Genomic DNA, 12985 nt, shown 5'->3' with positions numbered 1-12985 from the left:
GCTTCTGTATTAGGTCTCCCCGGACATATTCGGGGAGACCTTTTCTTTATGAGCAAGCCAACGGTTCTGGTCACGGGCGGCGCCGGCTATATCGGCAGCCATGCGGTGCTGGCGCTGAAGGATGCCGGCTATGGCGTGGTGGTGATCGACAATCTGGTCACCGGCTTCCGCTGGGCCGTGCCGCAGGACATCCCCTTCGTGCAGGGCGACATCGCAGACCAGGCGCTGGTACAGGCGACGCTGCGCGAACATGGCGTCCAGGCGATCATGCATTTCGCCGGATCGGTGGTCGTGCCGGAATCGGTCGAGAACCCGCTCAAATATTATAACAACAACAGCGCCAAGACCCGCGACCTGCTGGAAAGCGTGGTCGCCGTGGGCGTGCCCCATTTCATCTTCTCCTCGACCGCCGCCACCTATGGCATACCGGAGGAAAGCCCGGTCAGGGAAACGACGCCGCAGCGGCCGATCAACCCCTATGGCATGTCGAAGCTGATGACCGAATATATGCTGCGCGACGTCGCCGCGGCCCACGCCATGAACTTCTGCGCGCTGCGCTATTTCAATGTCGCCGGCGCCGATCCGCAGGGCCGCACCGGCCAGTCGACGGCGGGCGCCACCCACCTGATCAAGGTCGCGGTCGAGGCGGCGCTGGGCAAGCGCAGCCATGTCAGCGTCTTCGGCACGGATTTCGCCACGCCCGACGGCACCGGCGTGCGCGACTATATCCATGTCAGCGATCTCGCCGCCGCCCATGTGCTGGCGCTCGAAGCGCTGATCGCCCACCCCGATCGCAATTACATGCTCAATTGCGGCTATGGCCGGGGCTTCTCCGTGCTCGAAGTGCTGGACGCGGTCGACCGGGTCACGAACATGACGATCGAGCGCCGGCTGGAAGGGCGCCGTGCGGGCGATCCCGATGCGCTGATTTCCGACAATAGCGCGCTGATGGCGGAATTTCCCTGGCAGCCGCGCTATGCCGACCTCGGCCAGATCGTCGACCATGCGCTCGCCTGGGAACGCAAGCTCAGCGATATCCAGAAGGCATGAGCGAAGCCAGCGTTCGCGCCTTCTTCGCCGCGCAGGCGCCCGATGTGGCGATCATCGACCAGGGCGTCAGCACCGCGACGGTGATCGAGGCGGCCGCCGCGCTGGGCGTCGAACCCGCGCGCATCGCCAAGACGCTGTCGCTGCGCGTCGGCGAAACGGTCGTGCTGGTCTGCGCCCGCGGCGACGCCCGCCTGTCCAATGGCAAGGCGAAGGCGGCGCTGGGCGCCAAGCCGCGCATGCTAGGCGCGCATGAGGTGGAGGAGATTACCGGCCATCCGGTCGGCGGCGTCTGCCCCTTCGGTCTCGCCAGTGCCCTGCCCGTCTATTGCGATGTCTCGTTGCAGGCGTTCGACACCGTGTTTCCGGCGGCGGGATCGCGCACCGCCTCGGTCGAACTGACGCCCGATCGGCTTGCCGCCTTGACCGGGGCGCAATGGATCGACATCTGCACCCTTCCCGAAATCGTCGAGTGAGAGCCATGCCGACCGAACATATCTTTGCCACCGGCGCACAGGCTGCCACCGATATCGCAGCCCGCATCGCTACCCTGTTGTCGGAGGCGATCACCGAACGCGGTGTCGCGACGCTGGCCGTGTCGGGCGGCCGCTCGCCCCGCCCGGTGCTGGAAGCGCTGTCGAAGGTGCCGCTCGACTGGACGAAGCTGATCGTCACTTTGGTCGACGAACGCTGGGTCGATCCGGTCAGCGCCGACAGCAACGAACGGCTGGTGCGCGAAACCCTGCTCCAGGGGCCAGCCGCCGCCGCCCGCTTCGTACCGATGAAAAATGGTGCCGCCGACGCCTATGCCGGCCAAAGCGCGGTAGAGGCGGACTTTGCCGCCCTGCCCTGGCCGTTCGACATCATCCTGCTCGGCATGGGCGATGACGGCCATACCGCCTCGCTCTTCCCGGAGGGCAAGGAACTGGCCGAAGGCCTTTCCAGCCAGGCTTACACCATCGCCGCCACCCCGCCGGTCGCGCCGCACCAGCGCCTGTCGCTGACTGCCCACGCGATCCTGCAAAGCCGCCACATCTTCCTGCAGATCGGCGGCGCGGGCAAGAAGGCGGTCTATGACCAGGCGCTGGCCGGCGGTCCGATCGAAGAACTGCCGATCCGCCTTGCCCTGCTGCAGGACAAGGTGCCGGTCGAGGTGTGGATCGCCGAATCCTAAAAACATCCTCCCCTGCAAGGGGAGGGGGACCATGTGCGCAGCAAATGGTGGAGGGGTATCCCGCTTGCGATAGGGCGACCCCCCTCCGTCACGCGCTTCGCGCGCCACCTCCCCTTGCAGGGGAGGATTATCGGTCGCGCACCGCATGTTTCGAGATCAGATAGCGCCACACGCCGACCCCATTGATCGCCAATAGCGCGACATTCTGCCAGCCGATGCCCTCGCTGTCCGTGTCGAGAAAGCCCCAGGCGATCAGCGCGACCGAACTGGTGACGAACAACACGAAGGCCCAGCCGGTAATCCGCCGCCCCAGGTTCAGCGACACCACCAGCGCCGCGAGCGTGGCGGCGCCGGCACCATAATATTGCAGGGCGGTGAGCAGCGCCTGGTTCATGCCAGACAGAACGTAGCGGCCATGGACATGGTTGCCCGCACAGAATAGGCACCCGGCATGATTGCCCAGATCGATCCCTTCCACGCCATCGCCATCAGCCGCGAGGCCCATGCCCTGAAGGCCGCGGGCCGCTCCATCCTGCACATGGAATTCGGCCAGCCCTCGACCGGTGCGCCTGCCGCCGCCATCGCGCTGGCGCATGAGGTGCTCGACACCGATCCGATGGGCTATTGGGAAAGCCCCGCGCTCAAGGAACGGATCGCCCGCCTCTATGCCGACCGGCACAATGTCGCCGTCGATCCCGAACAGGTGCTGCTGACCTGCGGCGCCTCGCCCGGTCTGGTGCTGGCATTGACCAGCCTGTTCGCGCCCGGCGCCCGCGTCGCCACCGCGCGGCCGGGCTATGTCGCCTATCGCAACACGTTGAAGGCCCTTTATCTGGAACCGGTCGAGATCGCCTGCGGCCCGGCCGAACGCTATCAGATCAGCGCCGACGCGCTGGCCGCGATCGAGCCGGCGCCGGACGGCCTGATCCTCGCCAGCCCGGCCAACCCGACCGGCACGATCATCCCGGCCGACGAACTGGCGGCGATCGCCAGGGTCTGTGCCGACCGCGGCATCCGCATCATCTCCGACGAAATCTATCATGGCCTCAGCTTCGGCGAACCGGCGCATTCGATGCTGGAATTTGCCCCTGATTCAGTGATCGTGAACAGCTTCTCCAAATATTTCAGCATGGCCGGCTGGCGGCTGGGCTGGATCGTCGTGCCCGCCGACCTGATCGGCGCGGCGCGGGCGCGGATGGGCAATTTGTTCCTGACGCCACCGGTGCTGGCGCAGCAGGCGGGGCTTGCCGCCTTCGACTGCACCGATGAGCTTGAGGGCCATGTCGACACCTATCGCCGCAACCGGCAATTGCTGCTCGACGCCCTGCCCGCGCTCGGCCTCGCCAGCATCGCGCCGCCCGACGGCGCCTTCTATATCTATGCCGATATTAGCCATCTCACCAATGACAGCCTGGCCTTCTGCCAGAAGCTGCTGCGCGAGACCGGCGTCGCCACCGCGCCCGGCATCGATTTCGATCCGGTCGATGGCCATCGCTTCATCCGCTTCAGCTTCGCCGTCTCGACCGACCGGGTCGAGGATGCGATCGCGCGGATGATCCCCTGGTTCCAGGCCCAGCCGGGCCGCTGAAAGGCAGCGGGCCTAAAAAGGTCCGTAACGCCATCTGCAATTTACGAGGAATAGGCGAGGCCGCAAATGGCGGCGCCTGAGGCCGATCAAAGATGGTGCGGGCGGTCGGAATCGAACCGACACTCCTTGCGGAACCGGATTTTGAGTCCGGCGCGTCTACCAGTTTCACCACGCCCGCATCTGATCGTGGAAGGGGGCACCTAGCAGGTCGTGAACCGGCTGCAAAGCCCCCAAAATCACTCCCGCAACAAAGCCGCCAGGCAGGCGAAACAAGGGCCTAGCGGCGGGCGCGCAGAGTGAGGCCGTAGCCGATCGTCACGGCCATCCCCACCCCCACCGCGACGCAGCCGCCGACGACCGCCACCGGTATCGGCGCGAACGCCCAGAAGCCGGCATAGATAATGCCGCTGAGCGCCATCGACCAGCCGCCAACCCGCGCCACCTGCCGCGCGCAGGCGTCAGGCAGGAAGGCCTTGGGCATGCGATTGCCATACCAGGCGATCATCAACCCGTTGGCGCCGATCACCAGCCGCGTGACCATGTCACTGTCCAGCCAGTCGAGCTTGCGCCCCTGGCTGGCCGCCAGCGCCAGCAGCAGGATACCGCCGCCCCAGAGCAGGCCCGCCTTCAACTCCCTGTCCATCCTGCCTTCTCCCGATGCTGATCCGGCGCCTCCACGCCGATGCCGAACGACTGGGCAAAGCCCAGCAGCGCCTCTTCCAGCACCGACAACTTGAGATGATAGATGACCGACTTGCCGGCCTTTTCCGCATGGACCAGGTCAGCCTCCTTCAGCACCGCGAAATGCGCCGACATGGTCGGTTTGGAGACATCGAACTGGTCGCTCAGTTCGCCCGCGCTCATCGGCCCCTGGCGCAGCAATTGCAGCACCCGGCGACGGGTCGGATCGGACAAGGCGCGGAAGACCTGGCTCATGATGAGATAATTAGCTAAATATCAAAATAAGTCAAGCGGCCATGACGATCCCCGTGGCGCTGCCGCGCCGGCTGCGATAGGGAGCGGCCAAAGTTTCCTTCAATCCAGGCAGAGACATGGCCCGCAAATATTCCAAACATGGCCCCTATGAAGATGTGCATCGCGAGGAAGCGGAAGCGCCTCCCCCGCCGCCCTGCTGGCTGTGCGGGCGTCCAACGGGCACGACCATCGTGTGGCACCATCCCGTTCCCAAGAGCCGGGGCGGCCGCGACGTCGTGCCGATGCACGGCATCTGCCAGCAGACGCTGATCGCCAATTTCACCAATTCCGAATTGCAGCGCCACGGCATGGACGTGGAGGGCCTGCTGCTCCATCCGCCGATCCGCAAGTTCGTCGACTGGGTGGCGAACAAGGATCCCGATTTTACCGCCACCATCACCAAGAAGCAGCGCTGATCACAGTCAGCGCTGCCGCCTGATCGGTTGGTCGGTCAGAACAGGCCCGGCACCTCGCGCTGGGCCGGATTGGGCCGCTGCGGCGCCAGCAATTCGCGCGGGGCGGACACCGGCGATGTCACGGCCTTGCGGCTGAGCGTCGCGACCGCGCCGCCGATCGGCGTGCAGCTGCGCCCGGCGATGAAGTCCAGCGCCTGCCGGGTCGCCGCCTCGCGCGGATCGCCCAGCGGATAGCTGATATCGTCCCAGGCCTGGCAACTGGCCTTCACGCTGGTCGCCAGCCCGTCATAATAATCGGCATTGCCCGCGCTGTTCTGGGTGGCGAAGGCCACCACGCGCAACCGGTCGTCACAGGCTTCGCGATCGATCGCGATCTGCCCGACCGGCTTGCCATAGGTGTTGGCGCCGATCAGCCCGGCCTGCGCGCCCAGATAGGGGATGAAGGCGTTGATCACCAGTTCGCTCGCCGATGCCGTCCCGCCGCTGCCGATGAAGGCGATGCGCGTGGGCGCCAACGATTGCGCCAGCGGCTCGAAATTATAGGTCTCGTTCTCCGCGCTCTTTTCCGGGCGGAAGGTCATTCGGGTGAAGACGTCGGTCGACGCCCGGTTCGCGCCCATCAGATCGCCCAGCACCTTGGCGGTCGAGACGAGGCCGCCGCCATTATAGCGCAGGTCGAGGATGATGTCGGTCACGCCCTGCGCCTTGAAACCGGCGAACGCGTCGCGCAGCGGCTGTTCCGCCGATAGGATGAAGGTGCGCAGATTGACATAGCCGACACGGCGGCCGCCATCGTCGATCACCCGCGCGCCATAGCGGTTCGATACCGGCATCAGGTCGAAGTCGCGCTTGGTCACCGATACCGTGCGGGTGCTGTTCGCGTCGGCGATGCGCAGCAGCCGCGTCGTGCCGGCGCTATCAGGCCCCATCGCATCGGCCACGGCATCGGCGCCGCCCGACGCGAATAGCGACGACACGCTGCGCATGTTGGTGATGCTGGTGCCGATCTCCAATATCTCCGCGCCGCGATCGATGCCGGCGGCCAGCGCCGGGCCGTTCTCGAACGATTCGATGACGAACAGGCGGGTACCCCCGCTGTCGGTCGCGAAGCGCAGGCCGAAGCCGGCGCTCGACCCCGACTGATAATAGGCATTCTCCGCCTTGATGGAGGTGAGATAGGTGAAATAGCGATCGCGCCGCTGCGATCGCGCACCCTGTGTCAGCGCGTCAATATAGCTGTCGACGCTGGCATAGCCGGCCGGGCTGAGCGCGGACGGCAAGGTTTCGGGGAAAAGATACCACTCCTTGAGCGTCGCCGCCGCCCAATCCTGCCGTTCGCGCAGCGAACAGGTGGCGGTCGGCGTGGGCGTTGGCGTCGCCGTCGGCGGCGCAGTGCCTGCGCTGTCGGACCCGCCACCACCACAAGCCGCCAACATCGCCAGCCCACCCGCCAGCAACGCCAGGCGCGCAACCCCATGCTTCATCACTATTCCCCCCAAAGACGGCAGACGGGATAGGCCGCGCTCCGCAGCACGGCAAGATAGCGTTGAAACAAAAGCGCTTTCCGCGCCGTCAACCAACCGCCCCGGCAACGCCTTCCGCCCCCTGCCCTTGACTTCCCATGCCCCCATATCGATATGGCCGATGAAAATGTAACATTATATCATTTAGGAACTATCATGCCCCATTGCGAAGCGCCGGAACCTAATCCGGCCGGCCGCCCCCGCTCCTGGCTGGACGGCTTCGCCATCTGCGCCTCCGCGCTCTGCACCGTCCATTGCCTGGGCCTGCCGCTGCTCTTCGCCTTGCTGCCGACCATCGCCACCCGGATCGATCCGGGCGAATCCTTCCACCTGCTGATGTTCGCCATCGCCGTGCCGACCAGCCTGTTCGCGCTGTTGCAGGGCTGGCGCCGCCACCGCGCCGCGCTGCCGCTGGGCATCGGCCTGGCCGGCCTGTCCCTGATGGCCGTGGGCGCGCTGCTGGCCCGCACCCCATTGAGCGAAGCGATCTGGACCGTCGGCGGCAGCGCCCTGCTGGCCGGGGCGCATATCCTCAACTGGCGCCGGGGCCTGCGCACCGCCTGCTGACCGACGCCATAGACCGCCCGCCTTCCCGCGAGTCGTTCGCAGTTGCAGCATCATTTTCCTGCCTATAGCCTGCTTGCGTAACGAAGCATGGCCGGTATAAGAGCCGCATCGTGCAGATATAGATAACTAACGGAGAAGGACTGTCCTTTGACCGAACCGTCTGCCACGTTCCTGTTGTTCGGTGCCACCGGCGATCTTGCCCGGCGCATGATTTTCCCATCGCTCTACAATCTTCTGTCGGACGGCCTGCTGCCCGACGACTTCCTGATCATCGCTTCGGCCCGCACCGAAATGGATGACGAAGCCTTTCGCGAGGAAGTCTGCGCGGCGCTCAAGCAGTTCCTGCCGGCCGACCGATATGATGCCGACATCGCCGCGCGTTTCCGCGCGATGATCCTCTATCAGCCGGTCGATTCCAGCAACGGCGCCCATTTCGCTGAGCTGGCCGAGCGCGTCGATGGACGCCTGGAACGCGGCATTTCCGTCTATCTCTCCACCCCGCCCTCACTGTTCGGCCCGACCGCTCAAGGACTGGCCGACGCCGGCCTGCTGACGCCCAAGACGCGGATCGCGATGGAAAAGCCGATCGGCAAGGATCTCGCTTCCTCCAAGGTCGTGAACGACAGCATCGGCCACCTGTTCGCTGAAGAGCAGATTTTCCGCGTCGACCATTATCTGGGCAAGGAAACCGTTCAGAACCTGCTGGCGCTCCGCTTCGGCAATGTCATGTTCGAACCGCTGTGGAACGCCACCGCGATCGACCATGTCCAGATCACCGTCGCCGAAACCGTGGGCCTCGAAGGCCGCGTTTCCTATTATGACGGCGTCGGCGCGCTGCGCGACATGGTGCAGAACCATATCCTCCAGATCCTTTCCATCCTGACGATGGAGCCGCCCGCCCGCATGGACCCCACGGCCGTACGCGACGAGAAGGTGAAGGCGCTGCGCTCGCTGCGTCCGATGACCGCGGAAACGGTCAAGACCCACAGCGTGCGCGGCCAATATACGCCCGGCGCCGTCGGCGGCCAGATCGTCACCGGCTATGCCGACGAACTGGGCCAGCCGTCCGACACCGAAACCTTCGTCGCGCTGAAGGCGCATATCGACAATTGGCGCTGGCAGGGCGTCCCCTTCTACCTGCGCACCGGCAAGCGGCTGCCCGCGCGCCAGTCCGAAATCATGATCCAGTTCAAGCCGGTGCGCCATTCGATCTTCGGCCGTGACGGGCACGGATCGGGGCTGGAGCCGAACACGCTGATCATTCGCCTGCAGCCGGAGGAATATATCCGCCTGCTGATCATGTCGAAGCGGCCTGGGCTGGAGCGCGAAACCCATCTGGAGGAAGTGACGCTCGACGTGTCGCTGACCGCCGCCTTTGCCGGCCAGCGTCGCCGCATCGCCTATGAACGACTGATCCTCGACCTGCTCGCCGGCGACCAGACCCTGTTCGTCCGCCGCGACGAGGTGGAAGCCCAATGGGCCTGGATCGATTCCATCATCGACGGATGGAAGGAGGCGCACATGAAGGTGTCGACCTATTCCTCCGGGAACTGGGGGCCGTCCTCGGCCATTGCCCTAATCGAACGCGACGGAGCCAGCTGGCATGACTGATCTTCACCCCGTGATCGCCAAGGTCACAGAACGCATCACCGAGCGCAGTGCGGCGACGCGCCTGAAATATCTCGACCTGATCGAGCGGGGCCGCGATGCGGGCACCAATCGTGCCCAGCTGTCCTGCGGCAACCTCGCCCATGGCTTTGCCGCGAGTGGCGAGGACAAGGCTGTCATCCGCACCGGCCGGGCGATGAACATCGGTATCATCACCGCCTATAATGACATGCTCTCGGCCCATCAGCCCTATGGCCGCTACCCCGAGCAGATCAAGATCGCCGCGCGCGAGATCGGCGCCACGGCGCAGGTGGCGGGCGGCGTGCCGGCCATGTGCGACGGCGTGACCCAGGGTCAGGCCGGCATGGACCTCTCCCTGTTCAGCCGCGACACCATCGCCCTGTCGACCGCCGTGTCGCTCAGCCACGCGATGTTCGAAGGCAATCTGATGCTCGGCATCTGCGACAAGATCGTGCCGGGCCTGCTGATCGGCGCGCTGCGCTTTGGCCATCTGCCAACCATCCTGATCCCGGCCGGGCCGATGCCCTCGGGCCTTGCCAACAAGGAAAAGGTCCGCATCCGCCAGCTCTATGCCGAGGGCAAGGTGGGTCGCGAGGAACTGCTGGAAAGCGAAAGCGCCTCCTATCATGGCGCGGGCACCTGCACCTTCTATGGCACCGCCAATAGCAACCAGATGATGATGGAAGTCATGGGCCTGCACATGCCCGGCGCCGCCTTCGTCAATCCGGGCACCAAGCTGCGCAGCGAACTGACCCGCGCCGCCACCCATCGCATCGCCGACATCGGCTGGGACGGCAACGACTATCGCCCGCTCGGCCACTGCATCGATGAAAAGGCGATCGTCAACGCGATCATCGGCCTGATGGCCACCGGCGGTTCGACCAACCATGCGATCCACCTGCCCGCAATCGCGCGCGCGGCCGGCATCCATATCGACTGGACCGACTTTGCCGAACTGTCGGACGTGGTGCCGCTGCTGGCGCGCGTCTATCCCAATGGATCGGGCGACGTGAACCATTTCCACGCGGCGGGCGGCATGGCCGTCATCATCCGCGAACTGCTCGACGCCGGCCTGCTCCACCGCGACATCATGACCGTCGCGCGCCAGGATTTGACCGATTATGGCAAGGAACCGGTGCTGCAGGATGACGCGCTGGTCTGGCAGGACGTCCCCGCCAGCCGCGACGAGGCGATGCTGCGCCCGGCCTCCAACCCGTTCCAGGCCGATGGCGGCATGAAGCTGCTCCAGGGCAATCTTGGCCGCTGCGTGATGAAGGTCAGCGCGGTCGACAAGGAACGCTGGACGATCGAGGCGCCGGCCGCGATCTTCCACGATCAGGACGATGTGCTGCGCGCCTTCAAGGCGGGCGAACTGGAACGCGACGTCGTCGTCGTCGTCCGCTTCCAGGGGCCGCGCGCCAACGGCATGCCCGAACTGCACAAGCTGACCCCGGCGCTCGGCGTGCTGCAGGATCGCGGCTTCAAGGTCGCCTTGTTGACCGATGGCCGCATGTCGGGCGCATCGGGCAAGGTGCCTGCCGCCATCCACCTGTCGCCCGAAGCGCTGGGCGGCGGCCCGATCGGCAAGCTGCGCGATGGCGACCTCGTCCGCGTCTGCGCGGAAAGCGGCCAGGTCGAGGCGCTGGTCGATGCCGCCACCTGGGACGCGCGCGACATTCCCGCCGCCCCGCCCCCGCCCTATGACACCGGCCGCGAACTGTTTGCGCTGTTCCGCCACAATAGCGACCTCGCCGAACAGGGTGCGTCGCCGATCCTCGCCGCGATGGACGCCGAACTCGCGATATAAGCACAGCCATTCGCGCCGGCGCGCTAGGATGCGCTGGCACGAATGTCCGGAGAGAGAGAGACAAATGACCGACATCATCGCCGCTGACATTGGCGGCACCAATGCGCGCTTCACCCGCGCCTCGCTGGACGGCAAGGGCGTGCCGACACTAGGCACCGTCCGCAAATACAAGGTCGCCGATTATCCCAGCCTCCAGGCCTGCTGGGGCGCGTTCGTCGAAGACGAAAGCAAGGATAGCGACAGCCCGCTGCCCGACGCCGCGTCGATTGCCTTCGCCACCGCCATCGGCCGCGAAGTCATCAAGCTGACCAACAGCAACTGGGTGATCCGCGCCGACACGCTGGCGGAGGATCTGGGCCTGCGCACCGTGCGCCTGGTCAATGATTTCGAGGCGGTGGCCCACGCCGTCTCGCGCCTGCCCGACGAAAACCTGCCTTTGCTGTTCGGCGAGGATCGCCCCTTTCCGCGCGACGGCGGCGTCACCGTGGTCGGTCCCGGCACCGGCCTTGGCGTCGCGATGATCGCCTATGATGATGGCCATCCCCATGTCATCGCAACCGAGGGCGGCCATCTCGACTTCGCCCCGCTCGATCAGATCGAGGTGAAGATCCTCGACTATCTGCGCGACAAGTTCCTGCGCGTCTCGACCGAGCGGATCGTGTCGGGTCCGGGCCTCAACTATATCTACAAGGCGCTCGCCACCATCGGTCACGACCGGGTCATGCTGATGGAAGACCCCGAATTGTGGCAGGCCGCGCTCGACGGCAGCGACGAGTTCGCCCGTCGCGCGCTCGACCGCTTCTGCCTCTGCTATGGCTCGGTCGCGGGCGATCTGGCACTGGCGCATGGCCCCCATGCGGTGGTACTGGCCGGCGGCCTCACCCAGCGGATGAAGGATTTTCTCGAACAGAGCGGCTTCCACGCCCGCTTCAAGGCCAAGGGCCGGTTCGAGAGCCTGATGGCGACCGTGCCGATCCGCTGCGCGATCCATGAAGAAATCGGCCTGTTCGGCGCTGCCGCGGCCTTTAGGGAGAAGAATGCATGAGCTTGACCGTCGAACAGGTGATGGAACTGGCCCCGGTGATCCCGGTGCTGGTGGTCGATCGGGTCGAGGATGCGCTCCCCATTGCCCAGGCGCTGGTGAAGGGCGGCCTGCCCGCGCTTGAAGTCACGCTGCGCACCCCCGCCGCGCTTGACGTCATCCGCGAGATGGCAAAGGTCGAGGGCGCGGTCGTCGGCGCCGGCACGGTGCTGAACCCGGCCCAGCTCGACGCCGCGATGGAAGCGGGCGCCCGCTTCATCGTCAGCCCCGGCCTCACCGAACCACTGGGCAAGGCCGCGATCGCCGCCAACATCCCCTTCCTGCCAGGCACCGCCACGGCCGGCGACATCATGCGCGGCATGGACATGGGCCTGTCCCACTTCAAATTCTTCCCGGCCGAAACCTCGGGTGGTCTTCCGGCGCTCAAGGCGCTGGCCGCGCCGCTGCACACCGCCCGCTTCTGCCCGACCGGCGGCATCACCGCCCAGAGCGCGCCCGAATGGCTGGCCCAGCCCTTCATCAAATGCGTCGGCGGCAGTTGGGTCGTGCCCAAGGGGCCGGTCGATCCCGACAAGATCGAGGCACTGGCGCGCGAAGCTGCCGCCCTGCCCCGCTAATCTATCGCGCGGGACCGGACAGAGGGCCATTGCACCCCGTTCGGTCCCGCCCTAGATGCAGATCATGATCACGCGCCGCTTCCTTCCCACCATCGCCCTGATCCTGTCGGGCTGCGCCGGCGCGCATGAAAGCTATCCTTCGCTTGCCAAGCGCCCGGTCGAAAGCGCACCGATGGCCGAAGCACCCGCCGCCCCGCTGCCCGTGCCGGCCGACGACAAGCTGAAGGCCCAGATCAGCCAGCTCACCAGCCAGGCGCAAAGCGGCGGCGCGAATTTCGACAAGGCCTATGCCAGCGCCGACCGCGCCGTGAACAGCGCCGGCCGCGCATCGGTATCGAGCGACGCCTGGGTCGCCGCACAGGTCGCGATCAGCGCCGCCGAATCCGCGCGCAACGACAGCGTCTCCGCCCTCGCCAGCCTCGACACCCTGTTCATCGAACGCTCCAACGCGGTTGCCGATGGATCGGAAAAGGGCGGCGTCGCGGATATCGACGCGGCGCGCGCCAGTGTCCTGTCGATGGTCGACAGCCAGAATGACCGTATCGACGCGCTGAAGAACCGCCTGCCCCAGCCCTGACCGGAGCGGCAGGCATTAGCCCA

15 protein-coding genes and 1 tRNA gene are annotated in these 12985 nt (G+C 66.0%); 11 read left to right on the top strand and 5 right to left on the bottom strand.

Annotated features, from left to right (window positions below):
• Positions 1-48 precede the first annotated feature (48 nt).
• The 3 genes from galE to pgl are packed head-to-tail and all read left to right on the top strand — an operon-like array spanning position 49 to position 2221.
• Complete coding sequence (gene galE / locus A0U87_RS21200) at positions 49-1050, top strand: UDP-glucose 4-epimerase GalE (protein WP_048937024.1); 1002 nt, start codon at positions 49-51, stop codon at positions 1048-1050.
• Complete coding sequence (locus A0U87_RS21195) at positions 1047-1523, top strand: YbaK/EbsC family protein (RefSeq protein ID WP_048937025.1); 477 nt, start codon at positions 1047-1049, stop codon at positions 1521-1523. The genes galE and A0U87_RS21195 overlap by 4 nt, the downstream gene beginning before the upstream one ends.
• Positions 1524-1528: 5 nt before the next feature.
• Positions 1529-2221 (top strand): 6-phosphogluconolactonase, encoded by a 693-nt coding sequence (gene pgl, locus A0U87_RS21190; protein ID WP_048937026.1) that lies wholly within the window; start codon positions 1529-1531, stop codon positions 2219-2221.
• A 127-nt stretch (positions 2222-2348) separates the two neighbouring features.
• Here the strand turns inward: pgl and A0U87_RS21185 are convergent, their stop codons facing one another.
• On the bottom strand, positions 2349-2615 hold the full coding sequence (locus A0U87_RS21185; RefSeq protein ID WP_048937058.1) for a hypothetical protein: 267 nt from the start codon (positions 2613-2615) through the stop codon (positions 2349-2351).
• 57 nt (positions 2616-2672) lie between these two features.
• On the opposite strand from A0U87_RS21185, the gene A0U87_RS21180 reads away from it, so the two are divergent.
• A complete protein-coding gene (locus tag A0U87_RS21180; protein WP_048937027.1) occupies positions 2673-3809 on the top strand; it encodes an aminotransferase class I/II-fold pyridoxal phosphate-dependent enzyme in 1137 nt (378 codons plus the stop codon).
• Between the two features lie 93 nt (positions 3810-3902).
• Here A0U87_RS21180 and A0U87_RS21175 read toward each other — a convergent pair.
• The 3 genes from A0U87_RS21175 to A0U87_RS21165 form a co-directional block, all read right to left on the bottom strand.
• A tRNA-Leu gene (locus tag A0U87_RS21175) sits at positions 3903-3987 on the bottom strand.
• Positions 3988-4086: 99 nt separating this feature from the next.
• A complete protein-coding gene (locus A0U87_RS21170; RefSeq protein ID WP_240700615.1) occupies positions 4087-4452 on the bottom strand; it encodes an ammonium transporter in 366 nt (121 codons plus the stop codon).
• Entirely contained in the window at positions 4437-4745 is a 309-nt protein-coding gene (locus tag A0U87_RS21165; RefSeq protein ID WP_048937029.1) for an autorepressor SdpR family transcription factor, read from the bottom strand. The genes A0U87_RS21170 and A0U87_RS21165 overlap by 16 nt, the downstream gene beginning before the upstream one ends.
• 116 nt (positions 4746-4861) lie before the next feature.
• Here A0U87_RS21165 and A0U87_RS21160 point away from each other — a divergent pair, with 116 nt between their 5' ends.
• Positions 4862-5200, top strand: coding sequence for a hypothetical protein (locus tag A0U87_RS21160; protein ID WP_017503721.1), 339 nt, complete (start codon positions 4862-4864; stop codon positions 5198-5200).
• A 35-nt stretch (positions 5201-5235) separates the two neighbouring features.
• On the opposite strand, the gene A0U87_RS21155 is transcribed toward A0U87_RS21160, so the two are convergent.
• Entirely contained in the window at positions 5236-6684 is a 1449-nt protein-coding gene (locus tag A0U87_RS21155) for a S41 family peptidase (RefSeq protein ID WP_048937030.1), read from the bottom strand.
• A 195-nt stretch (positions 6685-6879) separates the two neighbouring features.
• Here A0U87_RS21155 and A0U87_RS21150 point away from each other — a divergent pair, with 195 nt between their 5' ends.
• The 6 genes from A0U87_RS21150 (at position 6880) to A0U87_RS21125 (ending at position 12962) form a co-directional block, all read left to right on the top strand.
• The gene (locus tag A0U87_RS21150) at positions 6880-7290 is read left to right on the top strand and encodes a MerC domain-containing protein (RefSeq protein ID WP_048937031.1); all 411 of its coding nucleotides are present in this window, start codon (positions 6880-6882) and stop codon (positions 7288-7290) included.
• Between the two features lie 147 nt (positions 7291-7437).
• Complete coding sequence (gene zwf / locus A0U87_RS21145; protein ID WP_048937032.1) at positions 7438-8901, top strand: glucose-6-phosphate dehydrogenase; 1464 nt, start codon at positions 7438-7440, stop codon at positions 8899-8901.
• Positions 8894-10726: a phosphogluconate dehydratase gene (gene edd, locus A0U87_RS21140; protein ID WP_017502335.1), complete on the top strand. Its 1833-nt coding sequence runs from the start codon at positions 8894-8896 to the stop codon at positions 10724-10726. The genes zwf and edd overlap by 8 nt, the downstream gene beginning before the upstream one ends.
• A gap of 64 nt (positions 10727-10790) precedes the next feature.
• Positions 10791-11771 carry a glucokinase gene (glk, locus tag A0U87_RS21135; RefSeq protein ID WP_137405977.1) on the top strand — a complete coding sequence of 327 codons (981 nt, stop codon included), beginning with the start codon at positions 10791-10793 and terminating at the stop codon, positions 11769-11771.
• Positions 11768-12385, top strand: a complete 618-nt coding sequence (eda, locus tag A0U87_RS21130; RefSeq protein ID WP_017502334.1) for a bifunctional 4-hydroxy-2-oxoglutarate aldolase/2-dehydro-3-deoxy-phosphogluconate aldolase — start codon at positions 11768-11770, stop codon at positions 12383-12385. The genes glk and eda overlap by 4 nt, the downstream gene beginning before the upstream one ends.
• A gap of 55 nt (positions 12386-12440) precedes the next feature.
• Positions 12441-12962, top strand: a complete 522-nt coding sequence (locus A0U87_RS21125; protein WP_080572830.1) for a hypothetical protein — start codon at positions 12441-12443, stop codon at positions 12960-12962.
• Positions 12963-12985 lie beyond the last annotated feature (23 nt).

The organism is Sphingobium sp. MP9-4, assembly GCF_005281675.1.
Classification (GTDB): domain Bacteria; phylum Pseudomonadota; class Alphaproteobacteria; order Sphingomonadales; family Sphingomonadaceae; genus Sphingobium; species Sphingobium yanoikuyae.
The sequence above is the reverse complement of the archived record's forward strand: the minus strand, read 5'-3'. Positions and strand labels throughout refer to the sequence as shown.

Excerpts from the sequence above, each read along its gene's own strand:
- galE (WP_048937024.1), top strand. The coding sequence starts at position 49 with ATGAGCAAGCCAACGGTTCTGGTCACGGGCGGCGCCGGCTATATCGGC.
- A0U87_RS21195 (WP_048937025.1), top strand. The coding sequence starts at position 1,047 with ATGAGCGAAGCCAGCGTTCGCGCCTTCTTCGCCGCGCAGGCGCCCGAT.
- pgl (WP_048937026.1), top strand. The coding sequence starts at position 1,529 with ATGCCGACCGAACATATCTTTGCCACCGGCGCACAGGCTGCCACCGAT.
- A0U87_RS21185 (WP_048937058.1), bottom strand. The coding sequence starts at position 2,615 with ATGAACCAGGCGCTGCTCACCGCCCTGCAATATTATGGTGCCGGCGCC.
- A0U87_RS21180 (WP_048937027.1), top strand. The coding sequence starts at position 2,673 with ATGATTGCCCAGATCGATCCCTTCCACGCCATCGCCATCAGCCGCGAG.
- A0U87_RS21170 (WP_240700615.1), bottom strand. The coding sequence starts at position 4,452 with ATGGACAGGGAGTTGAAGGCGGGCCTGCTCTGGGGCGGCGGTATCCTG.
- A0U87_RS21165 (WP_048937029.1), bottom strand. The coding sequence starts at position 4,745 with ATGAGCCAGGTCTTCCGCGCCTTGTCCGATCCGACCCGTCGCCGGGTG.
- A0U87_RS21160 (WP_017503721.1), top strand. The coding sequence starts at position 4,862 with ATGGCCCGCAAATATTCCAAACATGGCCCCTATGAAGATGTGCATCGC.
- A0U87_RS21155 (WP_048937030.1), bottom strand. The coding sequence starts at position 6,684 with ATGAAGCATGGGGTTGCGCGCCTGGCGTTGCTGGCGGGTGGGCTGGCG.
- A0U87_RS21150 (WP_048937031.1), top strand. The coding sequence starts at position 6,880 with ATGCCCCATTGCGAAGCGCCGGAACCTAATCCGGCCGGCCGCCCCCGC.
- edd (WP_017502335.1), top strand. The coding sequence starts at position 8,894 with ATGACTGATCTTCACCCCGTGATCGCCAAGGTCACAGAACGCATCACC.
- glk (WP_137405977.1), top strand. The coding sequence starts at position 10,791 with ATGACCGACATCATCGCCGCTGACATTGGCGGCACCAATGCGCGCTTC.
- eda (WP_017502334.1), top strand. The coding sequence starts at position 11,768 with ATGAGCTTGACCGTCGAACAGGTGATGGAACTGGCCCCGGTGATCCCG.
- A0U87_RS21125 (WP_080572830.1), top strand. The coding sequence starts at position 12,441 with ATGCAGATCATGATCACGCGCCGCTTCCTTCCCACCATCGCCCTGATC.